The sequence below is a fragment of the Streptomyces racemochromogenes genome (assembly GCF_039535215.1).
GTDB lineage: Bacteria > Actinomycetota > Actinomycetes > Streptomycetales > Streptomycetaceae > Streptomyces > Streptomyces racemochromogenes.
In genome coordinates, this window is record NZ_BAAAWT010000001.1 from 5903816 (window position 1) to 5928429 (window position 24614).

The following is a 24614-nucleotide window of genomic DNA, read 5'->3' on the forward strand; positions in this document are numbered from 1 at the left end:
TCAGCCCGGGACGAGTGCCTCCCACTCGTCCCGGGTCGGCCCGTCGTGCCCCGGCGCGAAGTCCGGGTTGGCCTCCAGCCAGGCCGTCACCTGCCGGTCCACCTCCTCGGTGCCGTAGGCGTCGGCGGCGGGCAGCAACAGGTGGCGGACCTTGGCCCGGGCCCGCATGACGACCGGGTCCTCGAAGGCGCAGGCGCCCACGGCTGCCGCCCGTCGGTCGGTGGCCGGGGCGCCCTCGGCCAGACGCCGCTCGTTGACCCGGTCGGCGGCCACCTGCTCGTCGAACCACGGGCGCAGGGTCCGGGCCGTCCAGTCGTGGTAGCCGGCCGGGTCCGCGGCCGTCTCGTCGGCGTGGGCGGCCAGGTACCGGGCGGCGAGCAGACCGAAGGCGACGCCGTGGCCCAGGGTCGGGTTGGTGTGGACGAGGCTGTCGCCCGTGTTGACCAGGCCGGTGACCACGGGCCCGGCGCCGTCGGTCAGGGAGGTCCAGCGGTTGGGCAGGCCCGCCATGGGCAGCACGGCCGACCGCGGTTCGGGATCCAGTCCGAGCCAGGCCGCGGCGGCGGGGAAGCGGCGGGCGGCGGCCTCGAAGACGGCCGGGTCGGTGACCGCGCTGCGGGTCGGGTCGGCCGTGGAGAGCACCAGGTGCACCGCGAAGGTGTCGTTGTCGGACGGGAACACCCCGGCGAGCGCGAACGGCGCGGCCGAGCCGGTCTTCACCCTCCCCGGGTCCCGGGGGCCGTCGGGCCGCAGCGCGTACCAGCGGCAGAAGTACGCCAGTCCGGTGCGGTGGCTGTCGACCACCGGCGGCCGGCAGCCCGCCGCGGTGAGCCAGCCGGGAACCGGCGAACGCCGCCCGGACGCGTCGACGACCAGATCCGCCGGCTCCTCCCGGTCCCCCACCCGCACGCCGGTGACCCGTGGCGGGCTGCCCTCGGCGAAGCGGAGCCCGCTCACCCGGCTGCCCTGGCGCACCTCGACGGCCGCCTCCCGGCGCACCGCCGAGGCCAGCGCGGCCTCCAGGACGATGCGGCGGGTCCGCAGGGTCACCAGCTCGTCGTCCCCGTCCCGCGCCGGCGGGTGCTCGCCGAACCAGTCGAAGTCGTGGTACTCCCGGGCGCCGCGCGCCAGCAGGTCCGCGTACACGTCGGGGGCCTCGGCGCGCAGCACGGACCGTACGGGGGCGAGGAAGGAATGCGGCTGCGCGGCCTGCGGGACCCGGGGCCGGTGCCACTCGAAGAAGTCCCGGTCGAGGTCCTCCCCGACGCCCCGTACGTCCTGCTCGTACAGGCTGACCGCATGGCCCCGCCGCCCGAGCAAGAGGGCCGTTCCCAGCCCGCTGACACCCCCGCCTATCACTGCAACCCGCGCCACTGAGGCTCCCCTTCGCGTCGTGTTGCAGTCCGACCCTACCGGCAAAATCCAGCCTCGCCGGCCTATTGAGGCGCGGGGGCCCGGGCCCCCGGGGAGGGCGCGGCGGCAGCCGAAGCGTCAGGCCGGGCTCGGCCCCCGCCCCGAGAGGACCTCCCCGTAGGCCTGCATCAGGTCCGGCAGCCGCAGCGTGGCCAGGTCCTCCCGCGACGGCTCGCCGGCGAAGCCCGCCAGCCGCAGGTCCCGGTACGCGCAGCTCTTCTCGTACAGCGTGCGCAGGAACCGCCCGTTGCCCAGCTCGTCGATCCAGCCCTGCTCCACCACGTGCCCGCTGATGCTGCGCAGTTCCTCCCGCGCCTCCTCGTCCCAGCAGTCCCCGTTCGCCTCTGCCAGCACCCCGCCGATCGCGGTCAGTTCCGCCGGCCGGTAGCTCGGGAAGTCGACGCGGGTCGTGAACCGGGAGGACAGTCCCGGATTGGCGGCCAGCAGCCGGTCCATCCCCGCCGGGTAGCCGGCCAGGATGACGACGAGGTGGTCGCGGTTGTCCTCGGCCCGCTTCAGCAGCACCTGGAGGGCCTCGTCGCCGTACGCGTCGCCCTTGCTGTAGCCCGAGTTGGACAGGCTGTACGCCTCGTCCACGAACAGCACCCCGCCGATCGCGGAGTCGATCAGCTCGTTCGCCTTGACCGCCGTCTGCCCGAGGAACTCACCGACCAGGTCGGCCCGTTGCGCCTCCACCAGGTGGTCCCCGCCCAGCAGCCCCAGCGCGTAGAAGACCCGCCCCAGGATCCGGGCCACCGTGGTCTTGCCCGTCCCCGAGGGGCCCGAGAAGACGAAGTGCCGCTTCGGCGGCTGCACCGGAAGGCCCTGCGCGGCCCGCAGCCGGGCCATGTGCAGCTGCGCCGACAGGGCCTTCACCTGCCGCTTCACCGGCTCCAGGCCGACCATCCGCTCCAGCTCCGCCAGCGCTTCGGCGAGCAGCGCCGGATCGGGCGGACCGGTGGGCAGTCCGGGCGGGGCGCCTTGCGGGGGCACCGGCAGCCGGTGCCGTACGCCTTCCAGCCGGCCCGTTCCCGGCGGCTCCCCGGGCGTCGGCGGATCGGCGTCCACCTGCCCGTCCGGCGCGATGTCCTGGACCGGGCCGCCCCCGCCGCCCCCGCCCCCGCCGCCCAGGGCGACCGCCGCGTAGTGTCCGGCGAAGCCCTCGCTCAGGTGGCCGCCGTACCCGCCGTACCCGAAGGCGTCGGCCAGCCCGGCCATGTCGTCGGGATCGGTGCTGTCCTCGATCGCCGTCAGCCGGGCCGCGGTGTCCATGAACGCCGGGTCCACCCGGTGCACTGCCCGGTACAGCGGCAGCGCCGCCGCGCTGCGCCCGGTGCCCTCGCGGGCCCGCGCCAGCCAGTACCGCAGCTCCTTGCGCTGGGGCTGCTCGCTGCGGCACCTCATCAGCGCGGCCGACAGCATCGGTTCCGCCTGCCCGTACATCTCCAGCCGGACCCGGGCCATCCCGCCGAAGAGCCCCGCCTCGATCCCGAGCAGCGGGTCGAGCACCAGCGGCTCGGTGTGCCGTACCAGCTGCTCCCAGTCCTTGACCAGGTAGGCCCGGCAGGCGTGCAGGAACCGGACCTGGGGGTCGGTGTCGACCGGCGGCAGTGCGGCGAGGGCCTGGTCCAGCTCGGGCACGTGGCGGCCGTCCAGCCAGTGCGAGGCGTGGGCCAGCAGCAGGTCCCGGCGGCTCTCCAGCACCGGCTGCACCCACCAGCCCAGCCAGTACCAGGAGTTGAGGGTGCGCCGGTGGCGGGTGCGCTGCTCGCCGAAGCGGTCCCGGTGGGCGTACATCCGCAATAAGGCGTTGGTGGTGTCCACGCGCAGCGCGTGCAGGCCCAGCCAGGCGTCGGCCATGGTGGGATCGAGCCCGACGGCCGTGCGGAACTCCTCCTCGGCCTGCGGGTACGCGCCCATCGTGCAGGCGTCGACCCCGCGGAGCCAGGCGAGTTCGGCCGGAGCGTGTGCGCTGCCCGGCATGCCGAAGTCCATCACATCCCCCACAAGCATGCCCCGTGGTGCGCGGCAAACTCCGCGTCGCGCACCAGAGTTGTCGACCCCGCCGATGAAATCAGGGCTGCATCGTACCTGCGGTGACGCACCTTACCCAGGGTGCGGTGGGCACGGGTCGTGGGCGTACCCCGCAGGCGCAGGGTAACTCAGGGTGAACAAGGGTGGGCGGAGCGACGCGTCCCGCACCGGTCCGGGGCAGAACGAAGCCCCCGATCACGGGGGAACAATCGGGGGCTTCGTGTCCGCGGCGGCCCTTGCGGACCGCGCATTCAGAACGTACGGCGGTTGCCGGGCCCGGGTCAAGCGGGTCGGGGAAGCCCCGTCCGGCCGTCGGCGCGCGACCGCTCAGGCCTGGGGGAGTCCGTGACGCTCGGTGACGGAAGGGGGCGTTCCCGGCGTCGCAGAAGCCCCGGAAGTCCACTCGTATCCCGTACCACTCTGGTGTACCAAGGTGTGCGCGAAGGGGCGTGAAGGGTCGTGCGAGAAGTGCGCGAGCTCCGCGCGCTCCCATCCGTCCCAGAAGTCGGAAAGATCCTTTCCGTCCCTGTTCCGCCCGCGTCCCCAGGACCTCTCCCGAGGCGTCTCCATCCACAGCAGCCGTGCCAGGCGGGGCCGCAGCGCCCGCCGCCCGGCCCCCACGCCCTCGACGAGCAGCACGGGCGCCGGCTCCAGCACCCGCTCGGCACCGAAGCGGCGCTCCACCCAGTCGTACGGGGCCCAGTGCGCGGGCCGCCCGGCGGCCAGCGGCTCCAGCACCTGCTCCCGCAGCCGCCCCGTCCAGCCGAACAGCTCCTCGTGGGTGGCCACGTCGTCCAGGTGCAGCACCGGGGCGCCGCCCAGGGCCTCGGCGAGCCGCTCCGCGAAGGTGCTCTTGCCCGACCCGGCGTGCCCGTCGATGCCGATCAGCCGCACCGGGCCGAGCGAGGGCGGCAGGGCGGCGAGCTCCCGTGCGAGTGACTCAAGTGACTGCTGTGGCTCCACCCGGCCAGGGTAAGGGCCCCCGACACGGGCCCCGGGCTTCGCCGCCGCACGGCCGGGAACTGGAAGGGTGGAGCAGCCGCACCACCAGACCGACCCCCTGGGGGAACAAGCCGATGACCGCACCCACGCCACGCAGGGCCCTGCTGGCCGTCGCCCTCGCCGCCGCCACCGCGGCCACCGTCCCCGGCGGACGGGCCTCGGCGGCCTCCGGCCCGGCCGCCTCCGGCCCGGCCCCCTCCGACCCGGCCGCAGCCGCCCCCGGCCGGAGCCCCGCCGAGGGCGTCCCCGGGGACACCGCCGCGGCAGCTCCCGCCGGCGCGGCCCCGGCCCGGACGGTCGACAACCGGTTCTGGTACGCGTACGCCCACTGGCAGGCCGGCGCCCACCGAGGCACCACCGCCGTCGCCGGCGCCCGGCCGGGGCTGGAGATGGCGGCCCCGGCCGGCCGCACCGAGTACACCGACCCGCACACGGCCCGGAAGTCCACCTGGGAGTACGCCACCTGGACCTCCCCCGTGCACCGCACCACCGTCGCCGCCACCGAGGCCATCGCGTCCTGGAACGCCCGCACCCCGGCCGGCACCTGGATCCAGACCGAACTGCGCCCCTCCTACGGCGACGGCACCTCGGGCCGCTGGTACGTGATGGGCCGCTGGGCCGCCGGCGACGGCGACATCCGCCGCACCTCCGTCGACGGCCAGACCGACGGCCGCACCACCGTCTGGACCGACACCCTGGCCGTGGACGCCCCCGCCGCGGCCGCCGGCCTGCGCATCACCGGCTGGCAGCTGCGCCTCACCCTCCACCGCAGGCCCGGCGCCGCGCAGGGCCCCAGGGTCTGGCTGGCCGGGGCGATGGCCTCCGCCGTGCCCGACCGCTTCACCGTCCCGGCGGCCGCCCCCTCGGGCCGGGCGCACGAGCTGAAGGTCCCGCGCTACTCCCAGGAGGTCCACGCCGGCCAGTACCCCGAGTACGACAACGGCGGCGAGGCCTGGTGCAGCCCGACCTCCTCCCAGATGATCATCGAGTACTGGGGGCGCAGGCCCAGCGCCGCCTCCCTGGGCTGGGTCCGCCGCGACTACGCCGACCCGCAGGTCTGCCACGCCGCCCGCTCCACCTACGACGCCGCGTACAAGGGCTGCGGGAACTGGCCCTTCAACGCCGCCTACGCGGCCACCTACCGCGACCTGGCCGGCGTCGTGACCAGGCTGACCTCCCTGACCGACCTGGAGACCCTGGTCCGCGCGGGGATCCCGGTCATCACCTCGCAGTCCTTCCTCGCGCAGGAGCTCACCGGGGCGGGCTACGGCACCGCGGGGCACCTGATGACGGTGATCGGCTTCACCGCCGCCGGGGACGTGATCGCCAACGACCCGAACTCGCCGGACAACGACTCCGTCCGCCGCGTCTACCGGCGCCGGGAGTGGGAGAACGCGTGGCTGCGCACCAAGCGCCGCAACGCCGCCGGGAAGACCGTCTCGGGCACCGGCGGCGTCTGCTACCTCTACGCCCCGGCCAGGCCCGGCGCGGACCAGGTCAGGGCCCTGCGGGAGGTCGGGGTGCTGTGAGGCGCGGGCGGACCGGCCGGCGGGAAAGGTCCGCTCGCCCGTGTGGCTTAACGGGCGGAATATGGGCATAAAGGGCGCGTAAGGCTTCTCTAGGAGGCAGCCCGCCATGACCACCCATTCAAGTATCGAACGTCACCCGGACCTTGCCGAGATGCGGACTCGGTTCGAGCGGGTGACGAGCACTCCCGCCGCGCAGGCCGTGGAGGCGCTGGCCCTGATCTCGGGCCTGTACCTGGCGGCCTCGCCCTGGATAGCGGGGTTCAGCGTGCTGGGCCCGCTGGCCGTCAACAACCTGATCGCCGGTCTGGCCTTCTGCCTGTGCATGGGCGGACTGGGGACGGCGTACGAGCGCACGCACGCGATGGCCTGGACGGCCGTCGCGATCGGCGCCTGGACCATCGTGGCCCCCTGGGCCATCGCCGGTGAGATGGACACCACCCGCAGTGTCGTCAGCAACGTCATCACCGGCGCGGTCATGCTGTGCCTGGGCCTCGCCATGGTCTCCATGGGCGGGCGCCGGCGCATGAGGACCTGAGCGGGAGCCCATCCCGCCGCCGGGCCCCGGCAGCACCTCCGCGTACCGGAGGGCGCCGGGGTCCGGCGGCGTGACCGGAGCCACCAGTGACCCTCGTCATATACCGTGAATGCCGCGAATGCTGGCACATTGGACGGCATGACCGCACACACCGCCGCCCTCTCCGCCCGCGCCCGCCGCCTCGTCGGCACGGGCGGCCCCAAGGAAGACTCCGCCTGGCTGGAGCACGTGCTCGGCTGGACCCTGGTGGTCGTCGTGGCCATGTTCGTCACCCAGCTCGGCCTGCTCTGACCCCCGGCCTGCTCTGACCCGGCCCGGCGCCGTCACGAGGCTCCCAGCCGCAGCCCCTCCGTGGCGATCACGTCCGAGGTGACCAGCGCCTGCTCGGCGCTGACCCGGGTCATGAACACGAACGGCGGGATGACCGGCGGGGCCGGCAGTCCGTCGGGGCTGAAGGTGACGCACAGCAGCCCCTCGATGCACCCGCTGAACCTCGTCAGGTACAGGGTCACGTCCCCACGCAGCTCCAGGGAGTCGGCCGCCAGCGCGTACTCCTCGCGCCCGTCGCGGGTGTGCAGCCGGTAGTCGCGCAGCGACGCCGCCGCCATCCTCAGCACCAGCACCCTGCGGGGCCCGTCCGCCGTGGGCAGCTCGGTGACGCCGGCCAGCGCGAAGCCCCGCGGCGCGAACAGCGAGGTGGTGACCGTCGGGGGAGTACGGGCCGCCGCCGGCGGCCCCGCCGCGACCGGCTCCGCCCGCGCCTGCGGGGTCCCCGAGACCAGCGCGGCCAGCAGTACGACGGGCAGCACGGCGGCCGGCAGCCGCGCCGCCCCACCTGCCGCCTCCCCGCCCGCCGCCTGCTCCCCGGCCCCTTCTCCGTCCCCTCCCTCGGGCAGCGGAGTCCAGCCGAAGCCCAGGGCGCTGCCCGCGATCCCGAGCAGCATCCCGACGAGGAACCCGCCCAGGTTGGTCGCCACGAAGGACAGCACCGACAGCAGCAGGGCGTGCACCGACACGTACGCCCGCGCCTGCGGCAGGAACCACAGGAACAGCCCCGCCACGATCAGCGCGGCCCCGATCCCGACCGCCGCGATCCCGCCCAGCCCGAGGCTGACCAGCACCGTCAGCGGCGAGAGCGGGACCAGCAGCAGCTCGGCCCCGCCCAGGACCAGCAGCAGCCCGCCCCAGAACGGCCTGGTCCGCCGCCACGCCCGCAGCCGCGCCCGCGGGCCGGGCGGCTGCGGTGGAGGTGGCGCCAGGGGCCCTAGAAGCACTTCCCGCCGTCCAGGCTCACGTCCAGCTTCAGGCCCTTGAGCCGGAAGTTGCCGCCGGTCGCGGACCAGGCGTGCGACTTCACGCCCACCACCTCGATGTTCCCGGCCTGGAGCCCGAACTTGCCGGGCTCGCCCCGCACCCCGTCCACCTGGTCGAGGGTGGAGGCGTCCCGGCCGATCTGCGCCGTGCCGAAGGTGGCGTCCCCGCCCAGGTCCTCGCCGTCGATGACCAGGTTGCTGGCGGTCACGTTCCCGGCCGGCCCGCCGGCGGTCAGCTTGAACACGACCTTCCCCAGCGGGGTGTCCACCTCGGCGGACTGGCAGATGTCGCTGAGGGTGGCCTCCCCGATGCCCAGCAGCGCGACGGGGTGCCCCTTGCCGTCGACGGAGCGGTCGGTGTGCACGTAGGAGGCGAGCCCCTTGCTGCTCAGCTTGGAGGAGGAGACCTGGAAGGATGTCCCCGAGACGGCGAAGGAAGCGGCGAGCGCCCCCTGCGCCGTCACCACCCCCAGCACCCCCGCCAGGGCGGCCGCCGGCAGCGCGACGAGCGCCGACTTCCGCCAGTCGACCCGGCCTTCGACGGCCGCTCTGTTGCCCTTGCCCATGATGTGCCTCCCGTGTGGATTCCGGAGGATCGGTGCGAAAGGAGCGCGACAGGCAGGTCTGCCATACTGCGGGCAAATCCTGTGGCGGTTCGAGGCTAGGGCTGAATTTGAATAATAGTCAACAGCGCGGCGCAGCCCCGCGTTCGCAGGTTCGACGGGCCGAACTCATAGCCATCGGACGGAAGTTGTTCGCCGACACCCCGTACGACGCCCTCTCCATGGACGACATCGCGCGCCAGGCCGGCGTCGCCAAGGGGCTCGTCTACTACTACTTCAAGAGCAAGCGCGGCTATTACCTCGCGATCGTCGAGGACTCCGTCGCCGGCCTCGTCGCCCGCGCCGGCGGGGACACCGGCCTGCCGGCCGCCGAACGGGCCCGCCGCACCATCGACGGCTACCTCCACTACGCCGAGCACCACCGCGCCGCCTACCGCACCATCGTCACCGGCGGGGTCGGCTCCGACGACGAGGTGCAGGCCATCCGCGACTCCGTCCGCGAAGAGCTCGTCGCCACCATCGCCGAGGGCGCCTACGGCCGCCGCGAGGTCCCGCCCCTGGCCCGGCTCGCCCTCGTCGGCTGGCTCTCCGGGGTCGAGGGCGCCACCCTCGACTGGATCGGCACTCCGCCGGCCTCGGCGCGCCCCGGGCGGGAGGACCTCGCCGCCCTGCTCGTGCGACAGCTGCGGGCGACGCTGACCGTGATCGAGGAGTTCGTCCCCGACTGTCCGGCTCCTCCAGCGGCCCCCGAGGATGCCGCGAGCGGCTCGAATGATCATGGCAATCATGTACCGGTGACGTAAAGCGCCTGATCGGGCATACTCAACCCGCCGCAGCCGCTGAGCGAGCCGTTCCGTAACCCGGGAGGGCAGCATTCGGCTGTGAGAGCACCGAGACCCGGCGGCGCGTCCCACACCTCACGCGTCGCCGCCGTGCCCGACGAGGGAGGAGAGCGCCGCCATGACCGACCGCGCCCCGCAGCCGGTGGACCGACAGCTGCCCACCGAGGAGTCCCGGGACCTCCTCGCGCTCGTACGCGAGATCGCCCAGAGGGAGATCCGCCCGCACGCCGCGGACGAGGAGGAGACCGGCCGGTTCCCCCGCGAGGTCTTCACCCTCCTGTCAGAGGCCGGCCTGCTCGGCCTCCCGTACGCCGGAGAGTTCGGCGGCGGCGAGCAGCCGTACGAGGTCTACCTCCAGGTGCTGGAGGAGCTGGCGGCCGCCCGTCTGACCGTCGGCCTCGGCGTCAGCGTCCACTCGCTGGCCTGCCACGGCCTGGCCGGTTACGGCACCAAGGAGCAGCAGTCGGCGCACCTGCCCGACATGCTCGGTGGCGGACTGCTCGGCGCGTACTGCCTCTCCGAGCCGGCCGCCGGTTCGGACGCCGCGTCGCTGACCACGAAGGCGGTCCGGGACGGCGACGACTGGGTGATCACGGGCACCAAGGCCTGGATCACCCACGGCGGCGTCGCCGACTTCTACACCGTCCTCGCGCGCACCGGAGCCCCGGGCGCCAAGGGCATCACCGCCTTCCTCGTCCCCGGCGACGCCCCCGGCCTGACGGCGGCCGTCCCCGAGAAGAAGATGGGCATGAAGGGCTCGCCCACGGCCCAGCTGCACTTCGACGGCGTCCGCGTGCCCGACTCCCGGCGGATCGGCGAGGAGGGGCAGGGCTTCACCATCGCCCTGGCGGCCCTGGACGCCGGCCGGCTCGGGATCGCGGCCTGCGCCATAGGCGTGGCCCAGGCGGCTCTGGACGAGGCCGTCTCGTACGCCCTCGGCCGCAGGCAGTTCGGACACCCCATCGCGGACTTCCAGGGGCTGCGCTTCATGCTCGCCGACATGGCCACCAAGATCGAGGCGGGCCGGGCGCTCTACCTCGCGGCCGCGCGGCTGCGGGACGCGGGCAAGCCCTTCTCCCGGCAGGCGGCGATGGCCAAGCTCTTCTGCACGGACGCGGCCATGGCCGTCACCACGGACGCGGTGCAGATCCTCGGCGGCTACGGCTACACCGCGGACTTCCCGGTGGAGCGGCTGATGCGCGAGGCGAAGGTCCTCCAGATCGTGGAGGGCACCAACCAGATCCAGCGCATGGTCATCGCCCGCCACCTGGCCGGCCCCGAGACCCGCTGACGCCGGACGGGTGAAAGGCTCTCGGCCGCCGGGCTGAACCCGCGGGGGTTCTGCCGTGTCGCCGGGAGCCGTACGGGCCCGCCGGAGAAGATCATGGCCGGTGACCCGCCTCAGACGCTCCGGGCTGCTCCTGCCGTACGTACTGCTGCTGCTCGCCTTCCTCGCCGTCCAGGCCCCGGGGGCCCGGGCCGCGGCGGACCCCTGCCGGGCGGACCAGCTCGGCGGGGCGAAGGTGACGGCATCGGCGGATTTCGACCACCGCGGCCGTGACGACACCTTCCTCACCAGCGTGATGGAGATCCGGGTCCCAAACGGTTGGGGGCCAGCCCCCGACCTGCTCCTGGACCCGCGCTCCCCGCTTTACCGCTCAGCGCTGCGCTGCTTGCTGGGCAAGGTCAACAAGAAGCAGGTCTACGACCAGGAACAGCGTCTCAAGCCGCTGACGGTGACGGCGGATGGCACCTGGACAACCGTCCACTACGAGGCCGTCGCATGGGTCGGGTCGCTCGGCACGTTTCCCGTGGGGCCCTGGCAGCTTGGCGCGGAAAGGAACGAGTGGACCATCGCCTTGCGGCCGCCCGCTAACCTCGCCCGGGCCACCTGGGAAGACGTGCAGGTCCGGCTGGGTGGCCCCGGTGCCATGTCGGTCACTCCGGCGCCGGCCTTCGGCGAGAAGGGCACCGAGCTGCGGTGGCGAAACCTGAAGGGCGAGCAGGCCTTCCGAGTGGTGTTCCGCCCGCCCGCGCCCCAGCAGTGGAGCGCCATCACCTGGACGACGGGCGAGTTCTGGGAGACCTTCGGCCTCCAGAGCGCCTCGGGTGTCGTCTGGTACCTGGAGGCGAGCGTGCTGCTGCTGCTCAGTGTCAGAAGTCTCCGGCGAAGTCTGGGGGACGATATGACGCCGAGGGAGGAAGGGTCGCTCAAGCTGATGAGGACCTGGGCGCTCCTGCAGGCGCTGCTGGTCGTCGTGGTCTACCTGGGCGACAACGCCTTCCGCTTGATCAGCCGACAGATGTCCTGGGCGAAGAACTACGAGTCGGATGTCTGGCTCTTCACCCTGCTGGTGCTCGGGCTCGTCCTGTGCTTCCTGGGCAGGGTGGGGAAGGCCTTCCTCATCGGGGCGTCCGCTTTCACCCTCTTTCTGGCGGCAGCCTGTGTCTATGTCGAATGGTCCGAATCCACGCTGCTGACCAGCAGCGACGCCACGATCCAGCCGCCCGGCTCCTGGATCGTGCCGCTGGTCCTTCTGGCGGCCGTCTTCGTATGCGTCCTCGGGCTGGTCTCGTTCGGACAGCGAGCCCTGCTCATGGGTGACGGAGGCCTGCCGCGCCGGCTGGTGGTGGCGGTCTCCTTCGTGGTGGCGGCCTCGGCGGTCCTGTGGTCCTTCGTCGCTTCTCAGCGGTACTGGGAGCACGTCACGTGGCTCGCCGACCCCGGCTGGCAGGAGTACAGGAAGCAATGGGCGGTCTTCTACGATGCGCGCTGGTGGGAATTTCCCCAGGACGCTCTCTACAACCTGACGCCTGTCGCCTCCTACTTGAACGCGCTGGCCCTGGTGGGGGCGCTCCGGGTCTGCCGCTCCGAACAGCGCGCGGAAGACGCGTTCACGCCCGACCAAGCCGAAAAGTTCCTGCTGGTGGCGCTGTTCGTCCTCACGGCGGTGCCCAGCTATGCCGTGTACTACGGCTTCTCGGGCGACATCGTCATCCTGATCGTCAGTCTTGCGGCAGCCTGGGGCCTGCTCGCCTTGGGGCAGTCCCGGTCCGTGCTGGAGCAGCCGTCGGCGGACAACGCTCCGCTGGGGAAGACCGTCTCGAGGACCGACCGTTCCGAGTTGCTGCGCCTGGCAAGACGCTTCCGACACCTTCAGTCGCGGCTGCAGCGCGCGGGCGCCGGGCAGTCGGGCGAACGGACTCCCACGCAGGAGTCGATCGAGCACGAGATCGACGAGCTGGACCGGTGTCTGCCGGAGGGGGTGCGGCCGGTTGACCTGCCGTTCGCCTGCGGGCCCATGGTCACCTGGTGGGGCAATGCCTGCCGGGGTGCGCTCGTCGCATGCTGGGTCGGCCTGCCCGCTACGGCCCTGATGTACTGGACAGAGATGATCCGGAACGAATCGTGGGTCGTGACCACCCGGTACGGCGGCGGTTTCCTCCAGATCCTTGCCGAGATCCTCTTCTGGCAGTCCACCTGGGTAGCCGGAGGGTTCTTCCTGGGGGCGCTCTGGCGCGACCTCCCCGGCCGCCACGGGCCGAGCAAGGCGTTCGGAGTCGCCGTCGCGTTCGCCGTTCCGGTCTTCGCCCACCAGGTGATCGCCCAGACCATCGGCCAGAGCATGGAGGGGACGAACCCGGCCATGGCCGCCTTCGCCTCGGTCATGACGTTCACCGGCCTGGTGATGGACGTGCAGACCTTCCAGAGCGAGCGGCGTTACTGGCAGACCAGCGCCGGCCTCGTCGCGTACGTCTACCAGATGCGCTTCGCCTCGGTAGCGTTCTGCCTGGCGCAGCTCCTTGCGCTCGCCACCATCTGGAAGACGCTGCGCGAAGGAGGCCCGATGATGCCCCCATCCCGGTGAACCCGCGGACGCGCGCCCGCTCAGGACTCGTACAGCGGCCCGCTCGGCCAGATCGGGGAGGACGCGATGCGGGACCACTCCGGGTCGCGCCGTCCCGGCAGGGTGCGGCCGTCGGCGGCCCAGCGGGCGAGGAGGTCGCCGTAGATGGGCGGGTCGGGGTGGCGCGGCCGGCCGTGCTGGCCGCCCGGGGCCGGGACCGTCCGCTGAACCGATTCTTCGTAACCCGGCGCGGTGGGACGCCGCCTGCGCCCCGCTCTCGCCGACGGCGTTTCGAGAGTGGTCATGCACCGCCAACGCCGGACCCGGCACGGGGGTAACCCGGCCCGGTCCGCGCCCATCTGTTCGACCCTTCCCACTGTCCGCGGGCCCGGATGGTGGCGATCATGGGCTGATGCGTACACATCACACCCGGCCGGCGGTCGTGGCCGCCGCCGCGCTCCTCGCGCTCACCGGCTGCCAGGACGCGAAGCCCTCCGGCGGGGCCTCGAACGGTTCCGCCCCGGCCTCGGCCCCCGCTTCCGCGTCCCCGCCCGCCGCGAAGCAGGGCACCCTCCCCGACCTCGTCGGCAAGGGGCTCCAGGCCGCGCAGGACGAGGCGCAGGCCGCCGGCTTCCACCGCCTCGCCTCGCACGACGGGCTGGGCCGCGGGCGCGCCCAGGCCTTCGACCGGAACTGGAAGGTGTGCTTCCAGAGCCCCGGGCCCGGCTCCGCGTCCACCGACGCCCGGATCGACTTCGGCGCGGTGAAGGTCGAAGAGGCCTGCCCCGCCACGGACCCCGGGCTGCCGTCGGCGGCGGCCGGCGCGACCCCGGACTTCTACCGCAAGTCCGTGAAGGCGGCCCGGGACGCCCTGCCCTCCGGCGTGAACGTCACCGTGAAGGACTCCCTCCAGGGCCGGACGGTCCGGCTGGAGACGAACTGGCAGGTGTGCGCCCAGCTCCCGAAGGCGGGCAACCCCCTCAACGGCGGGCCGGTGGAGCTGAACGTGGTCCAGTTCGGCGAGACCTGCCCCTGACCTCCTCGCGCGGGGCGGAACGGGGCCTCGCGCAGCCGGGCGGTGGCTCGCCTTGCCGCCGTGGCAGGGCGTGCCGCAACCCTGGCACCCGGCACGGTTTCTGACGTACCGTCATATCCGCTCAGCAGCCCTGACCGCCCCCGCGCCCCAGGAGGTTTGCCGTGCCCGCGGACCGCCCCGTCGCCCTCGACGAATACCCCGTCCACCAGGCCCCGCTGTCGATGAAGCACCACGTCAGCGGCGACCGGAACGCCTACGACCGCTGCATCTTCCACGTCTTCGACCACGCCGGCCGCGCCGTCCTCATCCTCGGCCTCGGCGTCTACCCCAACGCCGGGGTCATCGACGCCTACGCCACCCTGCGCCTGGGCGACGACCTCCTCGCCGTCCGCGCCTCGGACGCCCTCACCGACGACCGGATGAACCTCTCCGTCGGCCCCCTGTCGATCACCGTCGACGTACCGCTCGAGAAGCTCACCCTGCGCTGCGCACCCGATCCGGCGGACCCGCACGGCCTTTCGTACGACGTCACCTGGACCGCCGAGTTCCCCGCCGTCTGGGAACCCCACCACGTCCAGCGCCGCGGCGACCGCCTCATGCTCGAAGGCCGCCGCTTCGTCCAGGCGGGGAACGTCACCGGCACCGTCCGGGCCCGCGGCGAGGAGTTCACCCTCACGCCGGGGGAGTGGACCGGCACCCGCGACCGCAGCTGGGGAGTGCGCCCGATACCCGGCGAGGACGGCGGCCGGGCCGCCGAGGAGATGCGCCCCGAGGGCTTCCACTGGCTCTGGGTACCCGTGCGCTTCGAGGACCGCTTCCTGATGGTCATCGTCCAGGAGGACGCCGACGGACACCGCACCCTCAACGAGGCCGTGCAGGTCTTCCCCGAGGACAGCGGCCGCCACGACGTACAGCTCGGCTGGCCCCAGACCGAGATCGGCTACCGCTCCGGCACCCGCCACCCCGAGCGCGCCGTCGTCCACCTCGCCGACCCCTCCCGCAAACCCCTCGAACTCGGCGTCGAGATCCTGAACTCCTCCCCGCTCGCCGTCGGGGCCGGCTACCCGCCCGCCGCCGACTGGCAGCACGGCACCTGGCAGGGCCGCGGCTGGACCGACCGCCGCACCTACGACCTCTCCGACCCGGCCGCCCACCCCATGGCCGCCTTCGGCGTCACCGACCACTCCGCCCGGTTCACCCTCGACGGGCGCACCGGCTTCGGGATCTTCGAACACGGCAGCTTCGGCCGCCACGACCCCAGCGGCTTCGCCGACTACTCCTCCGTCGCCCCCTGACCCGCCCCCCGAGACAGGAAGGACCGGCCATGGCCACGGCACCCCGCCCCCGTACCTCCACCCGAGAGCCCGAGGAACTCGGCCGCCGCCTCGCGGCCTGGCTCGACGGCCGGCTCCCCGGCGCGAAGGTCGTCAACACCACCGTCCCCGGCTCCAACGGCATGTCCAGCGAGACCCTGCTCTTCGACATCGAGCACCCCGACGCCCCCGTCCGCGCCTGCGCCCTGCGGCTGGCCGCCGACCCGGCCGCCTACACCGTCTTCCCCACCTACGACATGCCCCGCCAGCACCGCGTGATGAGCCTGGTCGCCGAGCACACCGACCTGCCCGTCCCGCGCGTGCTGTGGCTGGAGGAGGACCCGGCCCCGCTCGGGGCGCCGTTCTTCGTGATGGCCCGCGCCGAGGGCCGCGTACCGCCCGACGTCATGCCCTACACCTACGAGGGGAACTGGCTGCACTCCGCCACCGACGCCGAGCGCGCCGAACTCCAGGAGGCGAGCATCTCCCTCCTCGCCCGGCTGCACGACCGGTTCCCCGCGAAGGAGGCCGAGTTCCTGCTCCCGGACGGCGAGGGCAGCCCGCTGCGCCGCCACGTCGACGCGCAGCGCGCCTACTACGAGTGGGTGGTGGCCGGGCTGGCGCGCTCGCCCCTGCTGGAGCGGGCCTTCGACCGGCTTGAGGAACTCTGGCCCGCCGACGAGGGCGAACCGGTCCTCAACTGGGGCGACGCCCGCATCGGCAACGTCATCTACGACGGCTTCCGGCCGGCGGCCGTCCTCGACTGGGAGATGGCGGCCTACGCCCCGCGCGAGGTCGACCTCGGCTGGACCGTCTACCTGCACCGGTTCTTCCAGGACCTGACCGTGAGCTTCGGCCAGCCGGGCCTGCCCGGCTTCCTGCGCCGCGAGGACCTGGAACGCCGCTACGCCGAACTCACCGGGCACACCCCGAGGGACATGGAGTTCCACACCCTGTACGCGGCCCTGCGGCACGGGATCGTCATGCTGCGCATCGCCTACCGCCAGGCGCACTTCGGCGAGGTGGAGGTCCCCGCCGACCCCGACGGGCTGATCCTGCACCACGCCAGCCTGGCCGGCATGGTGCAGGGCACCTACTGGTAGCCGCCGATCAGGCGGCCTGCGCGTGCTGGCTCCGGCTCGGCGGCGCGGCCGCCGCCGGCCGCACGGGACGCGAGCCCGGCCCGCCGACGTGCGAGAACGGCTGCGTCCGCCAGTCCAGGCCCTGGGGCAGGGCGAGGTGCACGATGGCCTCAAGCTCCTGCTGCTCCGGCAGGAGCGCGCCCAGCGTCGGCAGGGCGTCGGAGACCGGGCGGCCGGTGCCGGCGCACACCGTGAGCCCGAACGGGTTCCACGGGGTCAGGCACAGCGCGTGCTGCGGCAGGTGCTCCTCGTCCGCGACGAGGGCGATCGACTGCCCGCAGTCCGGGCAGACGGCGTGGCGGACCTCGAAGTACTCGGCGTCGCCGGGTTCGAGGTACTCCCCGTCGTCCGCGTAGCCGGTCTCGACGGATTCCAGGGGCTCCGGTTCGGTGCGACCGGCGCGCTTGGTGTTCAGCATGGATGTACTCCCCCTTGGGTGGGCCGGGCGGGCAGGTACTTCGGCCACGGCCACACCAAGCACTTCCCGCCGCGCGGCACGAGTAACCACCAGAGCGGGATGTACGCCCGTACACGCCTGTGGCTTTGGTCACATGCCCGCCGCAGGTGCCACTTCTGCGTGGACACCGCTGTGCCGGAAGCCGTTCGGGGCAATAGGTTGTGCGGCTATGAGCGCAATGGAGGAGCTGGACCGCCAGATCGTGGATCTGCTCGTGCGGGACGGGCGGATGAGCTACACGGACCTGGGCAAGGCCACGGGCCTGTCCACGTCGGCGGTCCACCAGCGAGTACGCAGGCTGGAGCAGCGCGGCGTCATCCGCGGGTACGCGGCCGTCGTGGACCCCGAGGCCGTGGGGCTCCCGCTGACGGCCTTCATCTCGGTCAAGCCGTTCGACCCGAGCGCGCCGGACGACATCGCGGACCGGCTGGCCGGCGTGCCCGAGATCGAGGCCTGCCACAGCGTCGCCGGCGACGAGAACTACATCCTCAAGGTCCGGGTGGCCAGCCCGCTGGAACTGGAGGACCTCCTGGGCCGCCTCCGCGCCCTGGCCCACGTCTCGACCCGCACCACGGTCGTCCTCAGCACCCCCTACGAAGCCCGCCCGCCGCGCGTCTAGCCGATCCCGGCCCCGCGAATCCAGCCCGCCGGCGCTCGAGGCGCCCCACCCACCCCTGCCCCGATCCGGCCTCGCCGGCGTTTGAGGCGCGGGGTCTGGGGCGGAGCCCCTGGGAACGGTGGAAGGGCGGGTAGGGGACCGGCCCGCGCAGCGGCACCCCCGCCCCACCCCACCCGGGGAGATCCGCGGCGAGCGGAGGGGCGAGACTGGTCCCCATGACCGACCGCACCCCCTCCGCCGAAGCCGCCGGAGCCACCCCGCCCTCCCGAACCGTCCTCCTGCGCGGAGGCGAGGTGCACAGCCCCGCCGACCCCTTCGCCACCGCGATGGTCGTCGAGCGCGGCCACGTCGCCTGGGTCGGCTCCGAGGGCGCCGCCGACGCCTTCGCGCAGGGCGTGGACGAGGTCGTCGACCTCGGAGGGGCGCTCGTCACGCCCGCCTTCACCGACGCCCACGTCCACACCACCTCCACCGGTCTCGCCCTCACCGGCCTCGACCTGAGCGGCGCCCGCTCCCTCTCCGAGGCCCTCGGGCTGGTCCGCGCGTACGCCGGCCGGCGGCCCGCCGACCGGGTGCTCCTCGGGCACGGCTGGGACGCCGCCCGCTGGCCCGAGCGCCGCGCCCCGCGCCGCTCCGAGCTCGACGAGGCCACCGGGGGCCGCCCGCTCTACCTGAGCCGCGTCGACGTCCACTCCGCGGTGGTCACCACGGCCCTGCTGGACCTCGTCCCCCAGGTGCACCCGCACGGCGACGACGTGCCGCTCACCAAGGACGACCACCACGCGGTCCGCCGGGCCGCGCTCGCCGCCGTCACCCCCGCCCAGCGCGCCGAGGCGCAGCGGGCGGCCCTGGACCGGGCGGCCTCCCTCGGCATCGGCTCGGTGCACGAGTGCGGCGGGCCCGACATCTCCTCCGCCGAGGACTTCACGGGCCTGCTGGCCCTGGCCGCCGAGCACCCCGGGCCGCGCGTCCACGGCTACTGGGCGGACCGGGACCTCGCCCTGGCCGAGGAGCTCGGCGCGGTCGGCGCCGCCGGCGACCTGTTCGTGGACGGCGCCCTCGGCTCGCACACCGCCTGCCTGCACGCCCCGTACGCGGACGCCCCGCACACCGGCACCGGCTACCTGGACGCCGCCGAGGTCGCCGAGCACGTCGCCGCCTGCACCGAGGCGGGCCTGCAGGCCGGGTTCCACGCCATCGGGGACGCCGCCGTCGCCGCCGTGGTCGAGGGCGTCCGCGCGGCCGCCGAGAAGGTGGGCCTGGCCCGGATCAGGGCCGCCCGGCACCGCGTCGAGCACGCCGAGATGATGACCCCGCAGACGATCGCGGCGTTCGCGGAACTCGGCCTGACCGCCTCCGTACAGCCCGCCTTCGACGCGGCCTGGGGCGGCGAGGACGGCATGTACGCCGACCGGCTCGGCGCCGAGCGCGCCCGCACCCTCAACCCGTTCGCCGCCATGCTCAAGGCCGGCGTCCCGCTGGCCTTCGGCTCGGACGCGCCCGTGACCCCGCTCGACCCCTGGGGCACGGTCCGCGCGGCCGCCTTCCACCGCACGCCCGGGCACCGGATCTCCGTACGGGCCGCCTTCGCCGCCCACACCCGCGGCGGCTGGCGCGCGCTGGGCCGCGACGACGCGGGCATCCTCGTACCGGGCGCCCCGGCCGACTACGCCGTCTGGCGGACCGGGGAACTGGTCGTCCAGGCGCCCGACGACCGGGTCGCCCGCTGGTCCACCGACCCCCGCTCCGGCACCCCCGGCCTGCCCGACCTGAGCCCCGGCGGGGACCTGCCGGTGTGCCTGGCGACGGTGGTCGGCGGCCGGGAGGTTTTCGTACGGCCACAGGGGTGATCCACCGGGCACCGGTGCGGTACGGGCGGCCCGGCCCGGATAGGTTCGGCCGGGCCCACCACGGGACGTCCCCACCGGACGGCTCCGTCCGCTCCGCGCGCCCGCGCCCCGGGGGCGAGGGAAGGTTTCGCCGGCCGGGGCGGCTCCCGGCGCGTGCCGGAGGGTGGCCCCGGACCGGGCCCGGCGGCCCAGTAGACAACGGTCACGGCGGCCCGCAGCCAGCGGGAGCCGGTCCGGCCCGAAGGGCCGCCGGTCCCGGTCGCCGGCTGTTCTAAAATCATCCTGTCGTGACGGGACGGACGAAGAACACACAAGGGGTACAAGTGAGCGACGGCGGGCAGCGGACGTACGGACCGCTCGGCACCACCTTGGTGATCATTCCGACGTACAACGAGGCCGAGAACATCGGCCTGATCACCGGCCGGGTCCGCGCCGCCGTCCCCGAGGCCCACATCCTGGTCGCGGACGACAACAGTCCCGACGGGACCGGCAAGCTCGCGGACGAGCTGGCGGCCGCCGACGACCACGTCCACGTCATGCACCGCAAGGGCAAGGAAGGCCTTGGCGCCGCCTACCTCGCGGGCTTCGCCTGGGGCCTGGAGAACGGCTACGGCGTCATCGTCGAGATGGACGCCGACGGCTCCCACCAACCGGAGGAGCTGCCCCGGCTGCTCACCGCGCTGGGCGGCGCCGACCTGGTGCTCGGCTCCCGCTGGGTGCCGGGCGGCCGCGTCGTCAACTGGCCCAAGAGCCGCGAGTTCCTCTCCCGCGGCGGGTCCACGTACTCCCGGCTCATGCTGGACGTCCCGATCCGCGACGTGACGGGCGGCTACCGGGCCTTCCGCCGCGAGACCCTGGAGGGGCTCGGCCTCGACGAGGTCGCCTCGGCGGGCTACTGCTTCCAGGTGGACCTGGCCCGCCGGGCCGTCCGCAAGGGCTTCCGGGTCGTGGAGGTGCCCATCACCTTCGTCGAGCGCGAGCTGGGCGACAGCAAGATGAGCAAGGACATCGTGGTCGAGGCCCTCCTGCGGGTCACCCAGTGGGGCCTGAAGGAGCGCGCCGCCAAGCTGGCCGGCAAGCGCCGCTGACCCCCTCGGGCGCCGGGCGTCCCAGTACGCGGGCTTCCGCCCGGCGCACCGAGAGCACGCACCTGGGGGCACCTCCCAGCGGTAGCTGGGGGAGCCGCGGGGCCGCCCTCCGGGCGACGACGGGAGTTTGACGACAGACCCCTAGGGGATGCCCGGTACCTCCGGCTGAGCCCGGTTTTACGGTGGTCCAGGCACACTGGGTGTATGACGACCGGCATCGGCCCTTCGAGCACGGGCACTCCGACGGCCCCCCGGCGGCGCTCGCCCGCCCGCACCTTCATCCCCCTGGCGGTCGCCGCCTGGCTGATCCTGGAGATCTGGCTGCTCAGCCTGGTCGCCGGGGCGGCCGGCGGGTTCACCGTGGCGGCGCTCCTCGCCGGCGGCCTGGTGCTCGGCGTGGTGGTCATCAAGCGGGCCGGACGCCGTGCCTTCAAGAACCTCACCCGCAGCTTCCAGCAGGCCCAGGAACAGGCGATGGCGGGCGGCATACCGACCGCCCCGCAGCCCCCCAGGGGCTCCGGGAACGCGATGACCATGCTGGCCGGCCTGCTGCTGATCATGCCGGGCCTGCTCTCCGACCTGGCCGGCCTGCTCCTGCTGCTGCCGCCCGTACGGGCCTTCGCGGGCCGCCGGGCCGAGCGCACCCTGGAGCGGAAGATGGCCGCGGGCGCCCCGGGCGGCTTCGGCGACGCCTTCACCCGGGCCCGGATCCACCACCCCGACGGCAAGGTCGTCCAGGGCGAGGTGATCCGTGAGGACGGCCCCCCGCGCTCGCCGGGGCCGGACGCCGCCTACCGCCCCCCGCTGGCACCGTAGCGGGCGGCCGCGCCGGCGGGCCCGGGAGCGGCACACGCGAAAGCCGAGGGGCCCCGCCACTGATGTGGCGGGGCCCCTCGGCTACTGCACGGTGTCCGCGGGTCAGGCGGACTTGCGGCTGTCGCGCGGATGCACGGCGATGTTCATGGCGCCGGAACGCAGGACGGCCAGCCGCTCGGCCAGCACCTCCTCCAGCTCCTCGCGGGTGCGCCGCTCCATGAGCATGTCCCAGTGCGTTCGCGCAGGCTTGCCCTTCTTCTCTTCGGGCCCGTCCCCGTCCACCAGGAGTGCCATGGCGCCGCACGCCTTGCACTCCCACTCCGGCGGAATCTCTGCCTCAACCGAGAACGGCATCTCAAATCGATGTCCGTTCTGGCATGCGTACTCCACCGCCTGGCGCGGGGCCAGATCGATGCCGCGGTCCGTCTCGTAGCTGGTAACCACGAGCCGCGTACCGCGGAGAGCTCGCTCACTCATGAATCGTGCCTCCCGGGCTTGTCGCCCACAGGACAGGTGTCGCTGTCGTCGTCATCCGGTCAACGTCCGGTCGGCGGTATAGATTCCCGCTCCGGGTCAATGCGTCGCCCGTCGTGCCGCCCCTTGTTGTACCCACCACTGCCCGTTTTGTCACATCTGGCAGCAGATGTCACCCAACGTCTACACTTCTTGTGCGCGCAGTAACGGTCCGCCTGGCAGGCCAAAGGCGTACACTACCGGCCCTTTGCCACAACGTCGAAATTCGTTCGGGATTCGTTCGTGAGTCCGGATCTCGGGCGGGCGGCGGAGGGGTCGGATCCGGGCCCGCCCGGGTCCGGATCCGCGCTTCACAGGCGTACCGGAACAGGATTGCCCGCCGCCTCCACCGCGCGCCGCACCGGCACCCGCGCGAGCAGCACGAAACCCAGTGCGAAGAACACCACCAGCGAGATGATCGCGTCCCGGTAGCTGCCCGTCACCTGGTACGTCAGGCCGAAGACCAGCGGCCCCACCCAGCTCAGCCCCCGGTCGCTCATCTCGTACGCCGAGAAGTACTCGGCCTCCTTGCCCGCCGGAACCAGGTGCGAGAACAGCGAACGCGACAGCGCCTGGCTGCCGCCCAGCACCAGCCCGATCATCGCCGCGAGCGCGAAGAACCACACCGGGGTCCGGGCCGGCAGGAAGTACCCCGCGGCCAGCGTCAGCGCCCACGCGGCCAGCGAGCCCAGGATCGTCCGCTTCGCCCCGTACGTGCGGGCCAGCCGGCCCATCGCCAGCGCGCCCGCCACCGCCAGCACCTGGACCAGCAGCACCGCGCCGATCAGCGTGGACTGCTCCAGCTCCAGCTCCTCGGAGCCGTAGACCGAGGCCTGGGAGATCACGGTCTGCACGCCGTCGTTGTAGATCAGGTACGCGAGCAGGAACGACAGGGTCAGCGGGTAGCGCCGCATGTCCTTGAAGGTGGCCACCAGCTGCTTCCAGCCGCTGACGGCCGGCGCGCCGCCCGCCTCCCGGACCACCGCACGGTCCCGCAGCCGGCGCAGCGGGATCAGCGCGAAGGCCCCCCACCACAGGCCCGCCGAGGCCAGGCAGACCCGTACCGCGTCGCCCTCGGAGAGGCCGAAGGAGTCGTGGCCCAGGTACAGCACCAGGTTCACCACGAGCATCAGCGAGCCCGCCGTGTAGCCGAAGGCCCAGCCCCGCGAGGAGACGGTGTCCCGCTCGTCCGGGGTGGAGATCTGCGGCAGGTAGGCGTTGTAGAGCACCATCGACACCGACAGGGCCGCGTTCGCCACGATCAGCAGGAACCCGCCCAGCAGGTAGCGCTCCCCGCCGAGGAAGAACATCGCCGCCGTCGCCGTGGCACCGGTGTACGCGGCCACCGCCAGCAGCGGCTTCTTGCGGCCCGTCCGGTCGGCGACCGCGCCCGCCAGCGGCATCAGCAGCACGGCGAGGATCACCGACGCCGACACCGAGTACGCGAAGTAGGACCCGGCCCGCACCGGGATCCCCAGGGGGTGCACGTAGCCCTCGGCGTCCGCGGCCGCCTTGGCCACCGAGGTCAGGTACGGGCCCAGGAACACCGTGAGCACGCTCGCCGAGTACACGGACACGGCGAAGTCGTAGAAGTACCAGCCCCGCTGTTCCCGCTTGCGGGCGGCCGCCGCCTCCGCTGACGGTCTGCCGTCCTCGGCCCCGGGCTCCGCCCCGTCCGTCGTCTGCGCGCTCATTCGAGAGCCCCCTCGCTGTTCCCCGTACCGCACGGCCGCGGGCGCCGCGCGGCGGCCGCGGCCGTGTCAGGCCCAGGCGCCGCGCCGGTCCAGCACCGTGCGCAAGATGTCGATCCGGTCGGTCATGATGCCATCGACGCCCAGGTCGAGGAGAGCCTCCATGCGTTCCGGTTCGTTCACGGTCCACACGTGCACCTGAAGCCCGCGCGCGTGCGCGGTCCGTACGAAGCGCCGGTCGACCACGCGGATGCCCGCCTGGGTCTCCGGGACCTGGGCCGCCACCGCGCCGACGCGCAGGGCCGCCGGGATCGCGAAGGACCGCAGCCGCAGCCCGACCACCCCGCGCACCCCGTACGAGGTCGCCAGCCGGGGCCCGGCGATCTTCTGCGCCCGGGCCACCCGGCTCTCCGAGAAGGAGCCGACGCACACCCGGTCCCAGACCCCGGCCCGCGCGATCAGGTTCACCAGCGGGTGCAGGGCCGACTCGTCCTTGACGTCCACGTTCCAGCGGGCGTCCGGGAACTGCTCCAGCAGGTCCTCGAAGAGGGCCAGCGGCTCGGTCCCCGCCACCCGGGCCTCGCGCACCCGGCTCCAGGGCAGCTCCCGGATCCGGCCGCTCATGTCGGTGACCCGGTCCAGCGTGGCGTCGTGGAAGGCCACCAGCTTCCCGTCCGCCGTCGCGTGCACATCGGTCTCGAAGTACCGGTAGCCCGCCCCGGCGGCCCTGCGGAAGGCGGCCGCGGTGTTCTCCAGCCCGTCCGCGGCCCCGCCCCGGTGGGCGAAGGGGATCGGAGCCGGATGGTCCAGGTAGGGGTGCCGGAGGCGTACGTGAGTCACGGCCGCAGTATGCCCAATGCGCCCGGCCCCGCGGGAGCGGCGCGTCCTGGCCCCGCGCCCGCGCGGCACCCCCCTGGCCCCCATGGACCGGCCCGTGACACTCTGGGGCCCCGCGAACAATCCAATACCGGCCCCGGGACGCCCGTCCGGGGGCCAATCCGACGAAGGTG

23 protein-coding genes are annotated in these 24614 nt (G+C 73.5%); 13 read left to right on the forward strand and 10 right to left on the reverse strand.

Going from position 1 to position 24614, the window contains the following annotated elements; all coding sequences use genetic code 11:
• The 3 genes from ABD973_RS27205 to ABD973_RS27215 all read right to left on the reverse strand — a co-directional run bounded on the left by ABD973_RS27205 (position 1) and on the right by ABD973_RS27215 (position 4410).
• Positions 1 to 1374 (reverse strand): FAD-dependent oxidoreductase, encoded by a 1374-nt coding sequence (locus ABD973_RS27205; RefSeq protein WP_345502589.1) that lies wholly within the window; start codon positions 1372 to 1374, stop codon positions 1 to 3.
• 117 nt (positions 1375 to 1491) lie between these two features.
• Entirely contained in the window at positions 1492 to 3408 is a 1917-nt protein-coding gene (locus tag ABD973_RS27210; RefSeq protein ID WP_125820467.1) for an AAA family ATPase, read from the reverse strand.
• A 366-nt stretch (positions 3409 to 3774) separates the two neighbouring features.
• A complete protein-coding gene (locus ABD973_RS27215; protein ID WP_125820466.1) occupies positions 3775 to 4410 on the reverse strand; it encodes a uridine kinase family protein in 636 nt (211 codons plus the stop codon).
• A 113-nt stretch (positions 4411 to 4523) separates the two neighbouring features.
• Here ABD973_RS27215 and ABD973_RS27220 point away from each other — a divergent pair, with 113 nt between their 5' ends.
• From ABD973_RS27220 to ABD973_RS27230, 3 genes are all read left to right on the forward strand, one after another.
• Positions 4524 to 5978 (forward strand): peptidase C39 family protein, encoded by a 1455-nt coding sequence (locus ABD973_RS27220; protein WP_345502592.1) that lies wholly within the window; start codon positions 4524 to 4526, stop codon positions 5976 to 5978.
• Positions 5979 to 6084: 106 nt separating this feature from the next.
• Positions 6085 to 6513 (forward strand): SPW repeat protein, encoded by a 429-nt coding sequence (locus ABD973_RS27225; RefSeq protein WP_345502594.1) that lies wholly within the window; start codon positions 6085 to 6087, stop codon positions 6511 to 6513.
• A 138-nt stretch (positions 6514 to 6651) separates the two neighbouring features.
• On the forward strand, positions 6652 to 6804 hold the full coding sequence (locus ABD973_RS27230; protein WP_125820463.1) for an SCO1431 family membrane protein: 153 nt from the start codon (positions 6652 to 6654) through the stop codon (positions 6802 to 6804).
• A gap of 32 nt (positions 6805 to 6836) precedes the next feature.
• On the opposite strand, the gene ABD973_RS27235 is transcribed toward ABD973_RS27230, so the two are convergent.
• Together ABD973_RS27235 and ABD973_RS27240 are read right to left on the reverse strand one after the other, a co-directional pair.
• Positions 6837 to 7787, reverse strand: coding sequence for a DUF6114 domain-containing protein (locus ABD973_RS27235; RefSeq protein ID WP_345502596.1), 951 nt, complete (start codon positions 7785 to 7787; stop codon positions 6837 to 6839).
• Positions 7778 to 8392, reverse strand: a complete 615-nt coding sequence (locus ABD973_RS27240) for a DUF6230 family protein (RefSeq protein ID WP_164720851.1) — start codon at positions 8390 to 8392, stop codon at positions 7778 to 7780. The genes ABD973_RS27235 and ABD973_RS27240 overlap by 10 nt, the downstream gene beginning before the upstream one ends.
• Positions 8393 to 8499: 107 nt before the next feature.
• Here ABD973_RS27240 and ABD973_RS27245 point away from each other — a divergent pair, with 107 nt between their 5' ends.
• The 3 genes from ABD973_RS27245 to ABD973_RS27255 all read left to right on the forward strand — a co-directional run bounded on the left by ABD973_RS27245 (position 8500) and on the right by ABD973_RS27255 (position 13100).
• Positions 8500 to 9192 carry a TetR/AcrR family transcriptional regulator gene (locus tag ABD973_RS27245; RefSeq protein WP_345502598.1) on the forward strand — a complete coding sequence of 231 codons (693 nt, stop codon included), beginning with the start codon at positions 8500 to 8502 and terminating at the stop codon, positions 9190 to 9192.
• A 157-nt stretch (positions 9193 to 9349) separates the two neighbouring features.
• Positions 9350 to 10522, forward strand: a complete 1173-nt coding sequence (locus tag ABD973_RS27250) for an acyl-CoA dehydrogenase (protein WP_125602972.1) — start codon at positions 9350 to 9352, stop codon at positions 10520 to 10522.
• A gap of 100 nt (positions 10523 to 10622) precedes the next feature.
• On the forward strand, positions 10623 to 13100 hold the full coding sequence (locus ABD973_RS27255) for a DUF6185 family protein (RefSeq protein WP_345502601.1): 2478 nt from the start codon (positions 10623 to 10625) through the stop codon (positions 13098 to 13100).
• Positions 13101 to 13120: 20 nt separating this feature from the next.
• On the opposite strand, the gene ABD973_RS27260 is transcribed toward ABD973_RS27255, so the two are convergent.
• On the reverse strand, positions 13121 to 13384 hold the full coding sequence (locus ABD973_RS27260) for a hypothetical protein (protein ID WP_125820460.1): 264 nt from the start codon (positions 13382 to 13384) through the stop codon (positions 13121 to 13123).
• Positions 13385 to 13491: 107 nt separating this feature from the next.
• On the opposite strand from ABD973_RS27260, the gene ABD973_RS27265 reads away from it, so the two are divergent.
• The 3 genes from ABD973_RS27265 to ABD973_RS27275 all read left to right on the forward strand — a co-directional run bounded on the left by ABD973_RS27265 (position 13492) and on the right by ABD973_RS27275 (position 16531).
• Complete coding sequence (locus ABD973_RS27265) at positions 13492 to 14115, forward strand: hypothetical protein (RefSeq protein ID WP_125820459.1); 624 nt, start codon at positions 13492 to 13494, stop codon at positions 14113 to 14115.
• Positions 14116 to 14336: 221 nt separating this feature from the next.
• A complete protein-coding gene (locus ABD973_RS27270; RefSeq protein WP_386382228.1) occupies positions 14337 to 15410 on the forward strand; it encodes an Rv3169 family protein in 1074 nt (357 codons plus the stop codon).
• A gap of 29 nt (positions 15411 to 15439) precedes the next feature.
• Entirely contained in the window at positions 15440 to 16531 is a 1092-nt protein-coding gene (locus ABD973_RS27275) for a phosphotransferase family protein (RefSeq protein ID WP_125820457.1), read from the forward strand.
• Positions 16532 to 16538: 7 nt separating this feature from the next.
• On the opposite strand, the gene ABD973_RS27280 is transcribed toward ABD973_RS27275, so the two are convergent.
• The gene (locus ABD973_RS27280; protein WP_125602968.1) at positions 16539 to 16988 is read right to left on the reverse strand and encodes a hypothetical protein; all 450 of its coding nucleotides are present in this window, start codon (positions 16986 to 16988) and stop codon (positions 16539 to 16541) included.
• 217 nt (positions 16989 to 17205) lie between these two features.
• On the opposite strand from ABD973_RS27280, the gene ABD973_RS27285 reads away from it, so the two are divergent.
• The 4 genes from ABD973_RS27285 to fxsA all read left to right on the forward strand — a co-directional run bounded on the left by ABD973_RS27285 (position 17206) and on the right by fxsA (position 21400).
• On the forward strand, positions 17206 to 17646 hold the full coding sequence (locus ABD973_RS27285; RefSeq protein WP_164721043.1) for an Lrp/AsnC family transcriptional regulator: 441 nt from the start codon (positions 17206 to 17208) through the stop codon (positions 17644 to 17646).
• 215 nt (positions 17647 to 17861) lie between these two features.
• A complete protein-coding gene (locus tag ABD973_RS27290) occupies positions 17862 to 19496 on the forward strand; it encodes an amidohydrolase (RefSeq protein WP_125820456.1) in 1635 nt (544 codons plus the stop codon).
• Positions 19497 to 19819: 323 nt separating this feature from the next.
• A complete protein-coding gene (locus ABD973_RS27295) occupies positions 19820 to 20584 on the forward strand; it encodes a polyprenol monophosphomannose synthase (protein ID WP_042800610.1) in 765 nt (254 codons plus the stop codon).
• A 204-nt stretch (positions 20585 to 20788) separates the two neighbouring features.
• Positions 20789 to 21400: an FxsA family membrane protein gene (gene fxsA, locus ABD973_RS27300; protein ID WP_125820454.1), complete on the forward strand. Its 612-nt coding sequence runs from the start codon at positions 20789 to 20791 to the stop codon at positions 21398 to 21400.
• A gap of 102 nt (positions 21401 to 21502) precedes the next feature.
• Here fxsA and ABD973_RS27305 read toward each other — a convergent pair whose 3' ends face one another.
• From ABD973_RS27305 to ABD973_RS27315, 3 genes are all read right to left on the reverse strand, one after another.
• Positions 21503 to 21877 carry an RNA polymerase-binding protein RbpA gene (locus ABD973_RS27305; RefSeq protein WP_007262928.1) on the reverse strand — a complete coding sequence of 125 codons (375 nt, stop codon included), beginning with the start codon at positions 21875 to 21877 and terminating at the stop codon, positions 21503 to 21505.
• Between the two features lie 347 nt (positions 21878 to 22224).
• Positions 22225 to 23607 carry an MFS transporter gene (locus ABD973_RS27310; RefSeq protein ID WP_125603819.1) on the reverse strand — a complete coding sequence of 461 codons (1383 nt, stop codon included), beginning with the start codon at positions 23605 to 23607 and terminating at the stop codon, positions 22225 to 22227.
• Positions 23608 to 23673: 66 nt separating this feature from the next.
• Positions 23674 to 24444 carry a glycerophosphodiester phosphodiesterase family protein gene (locus tag ABD973_RS27315; protein ID WP_125603818.1) on the reverse strand — a complete coding sequence of 257 codons (771 nt, stop codon included), beginning with the start codon at positions 24442 to 24444 and terminating at the stop codon, positions 23674 to 23676.
• Positions 24445 to 24614: the final 170 nt, after the last annotated feature.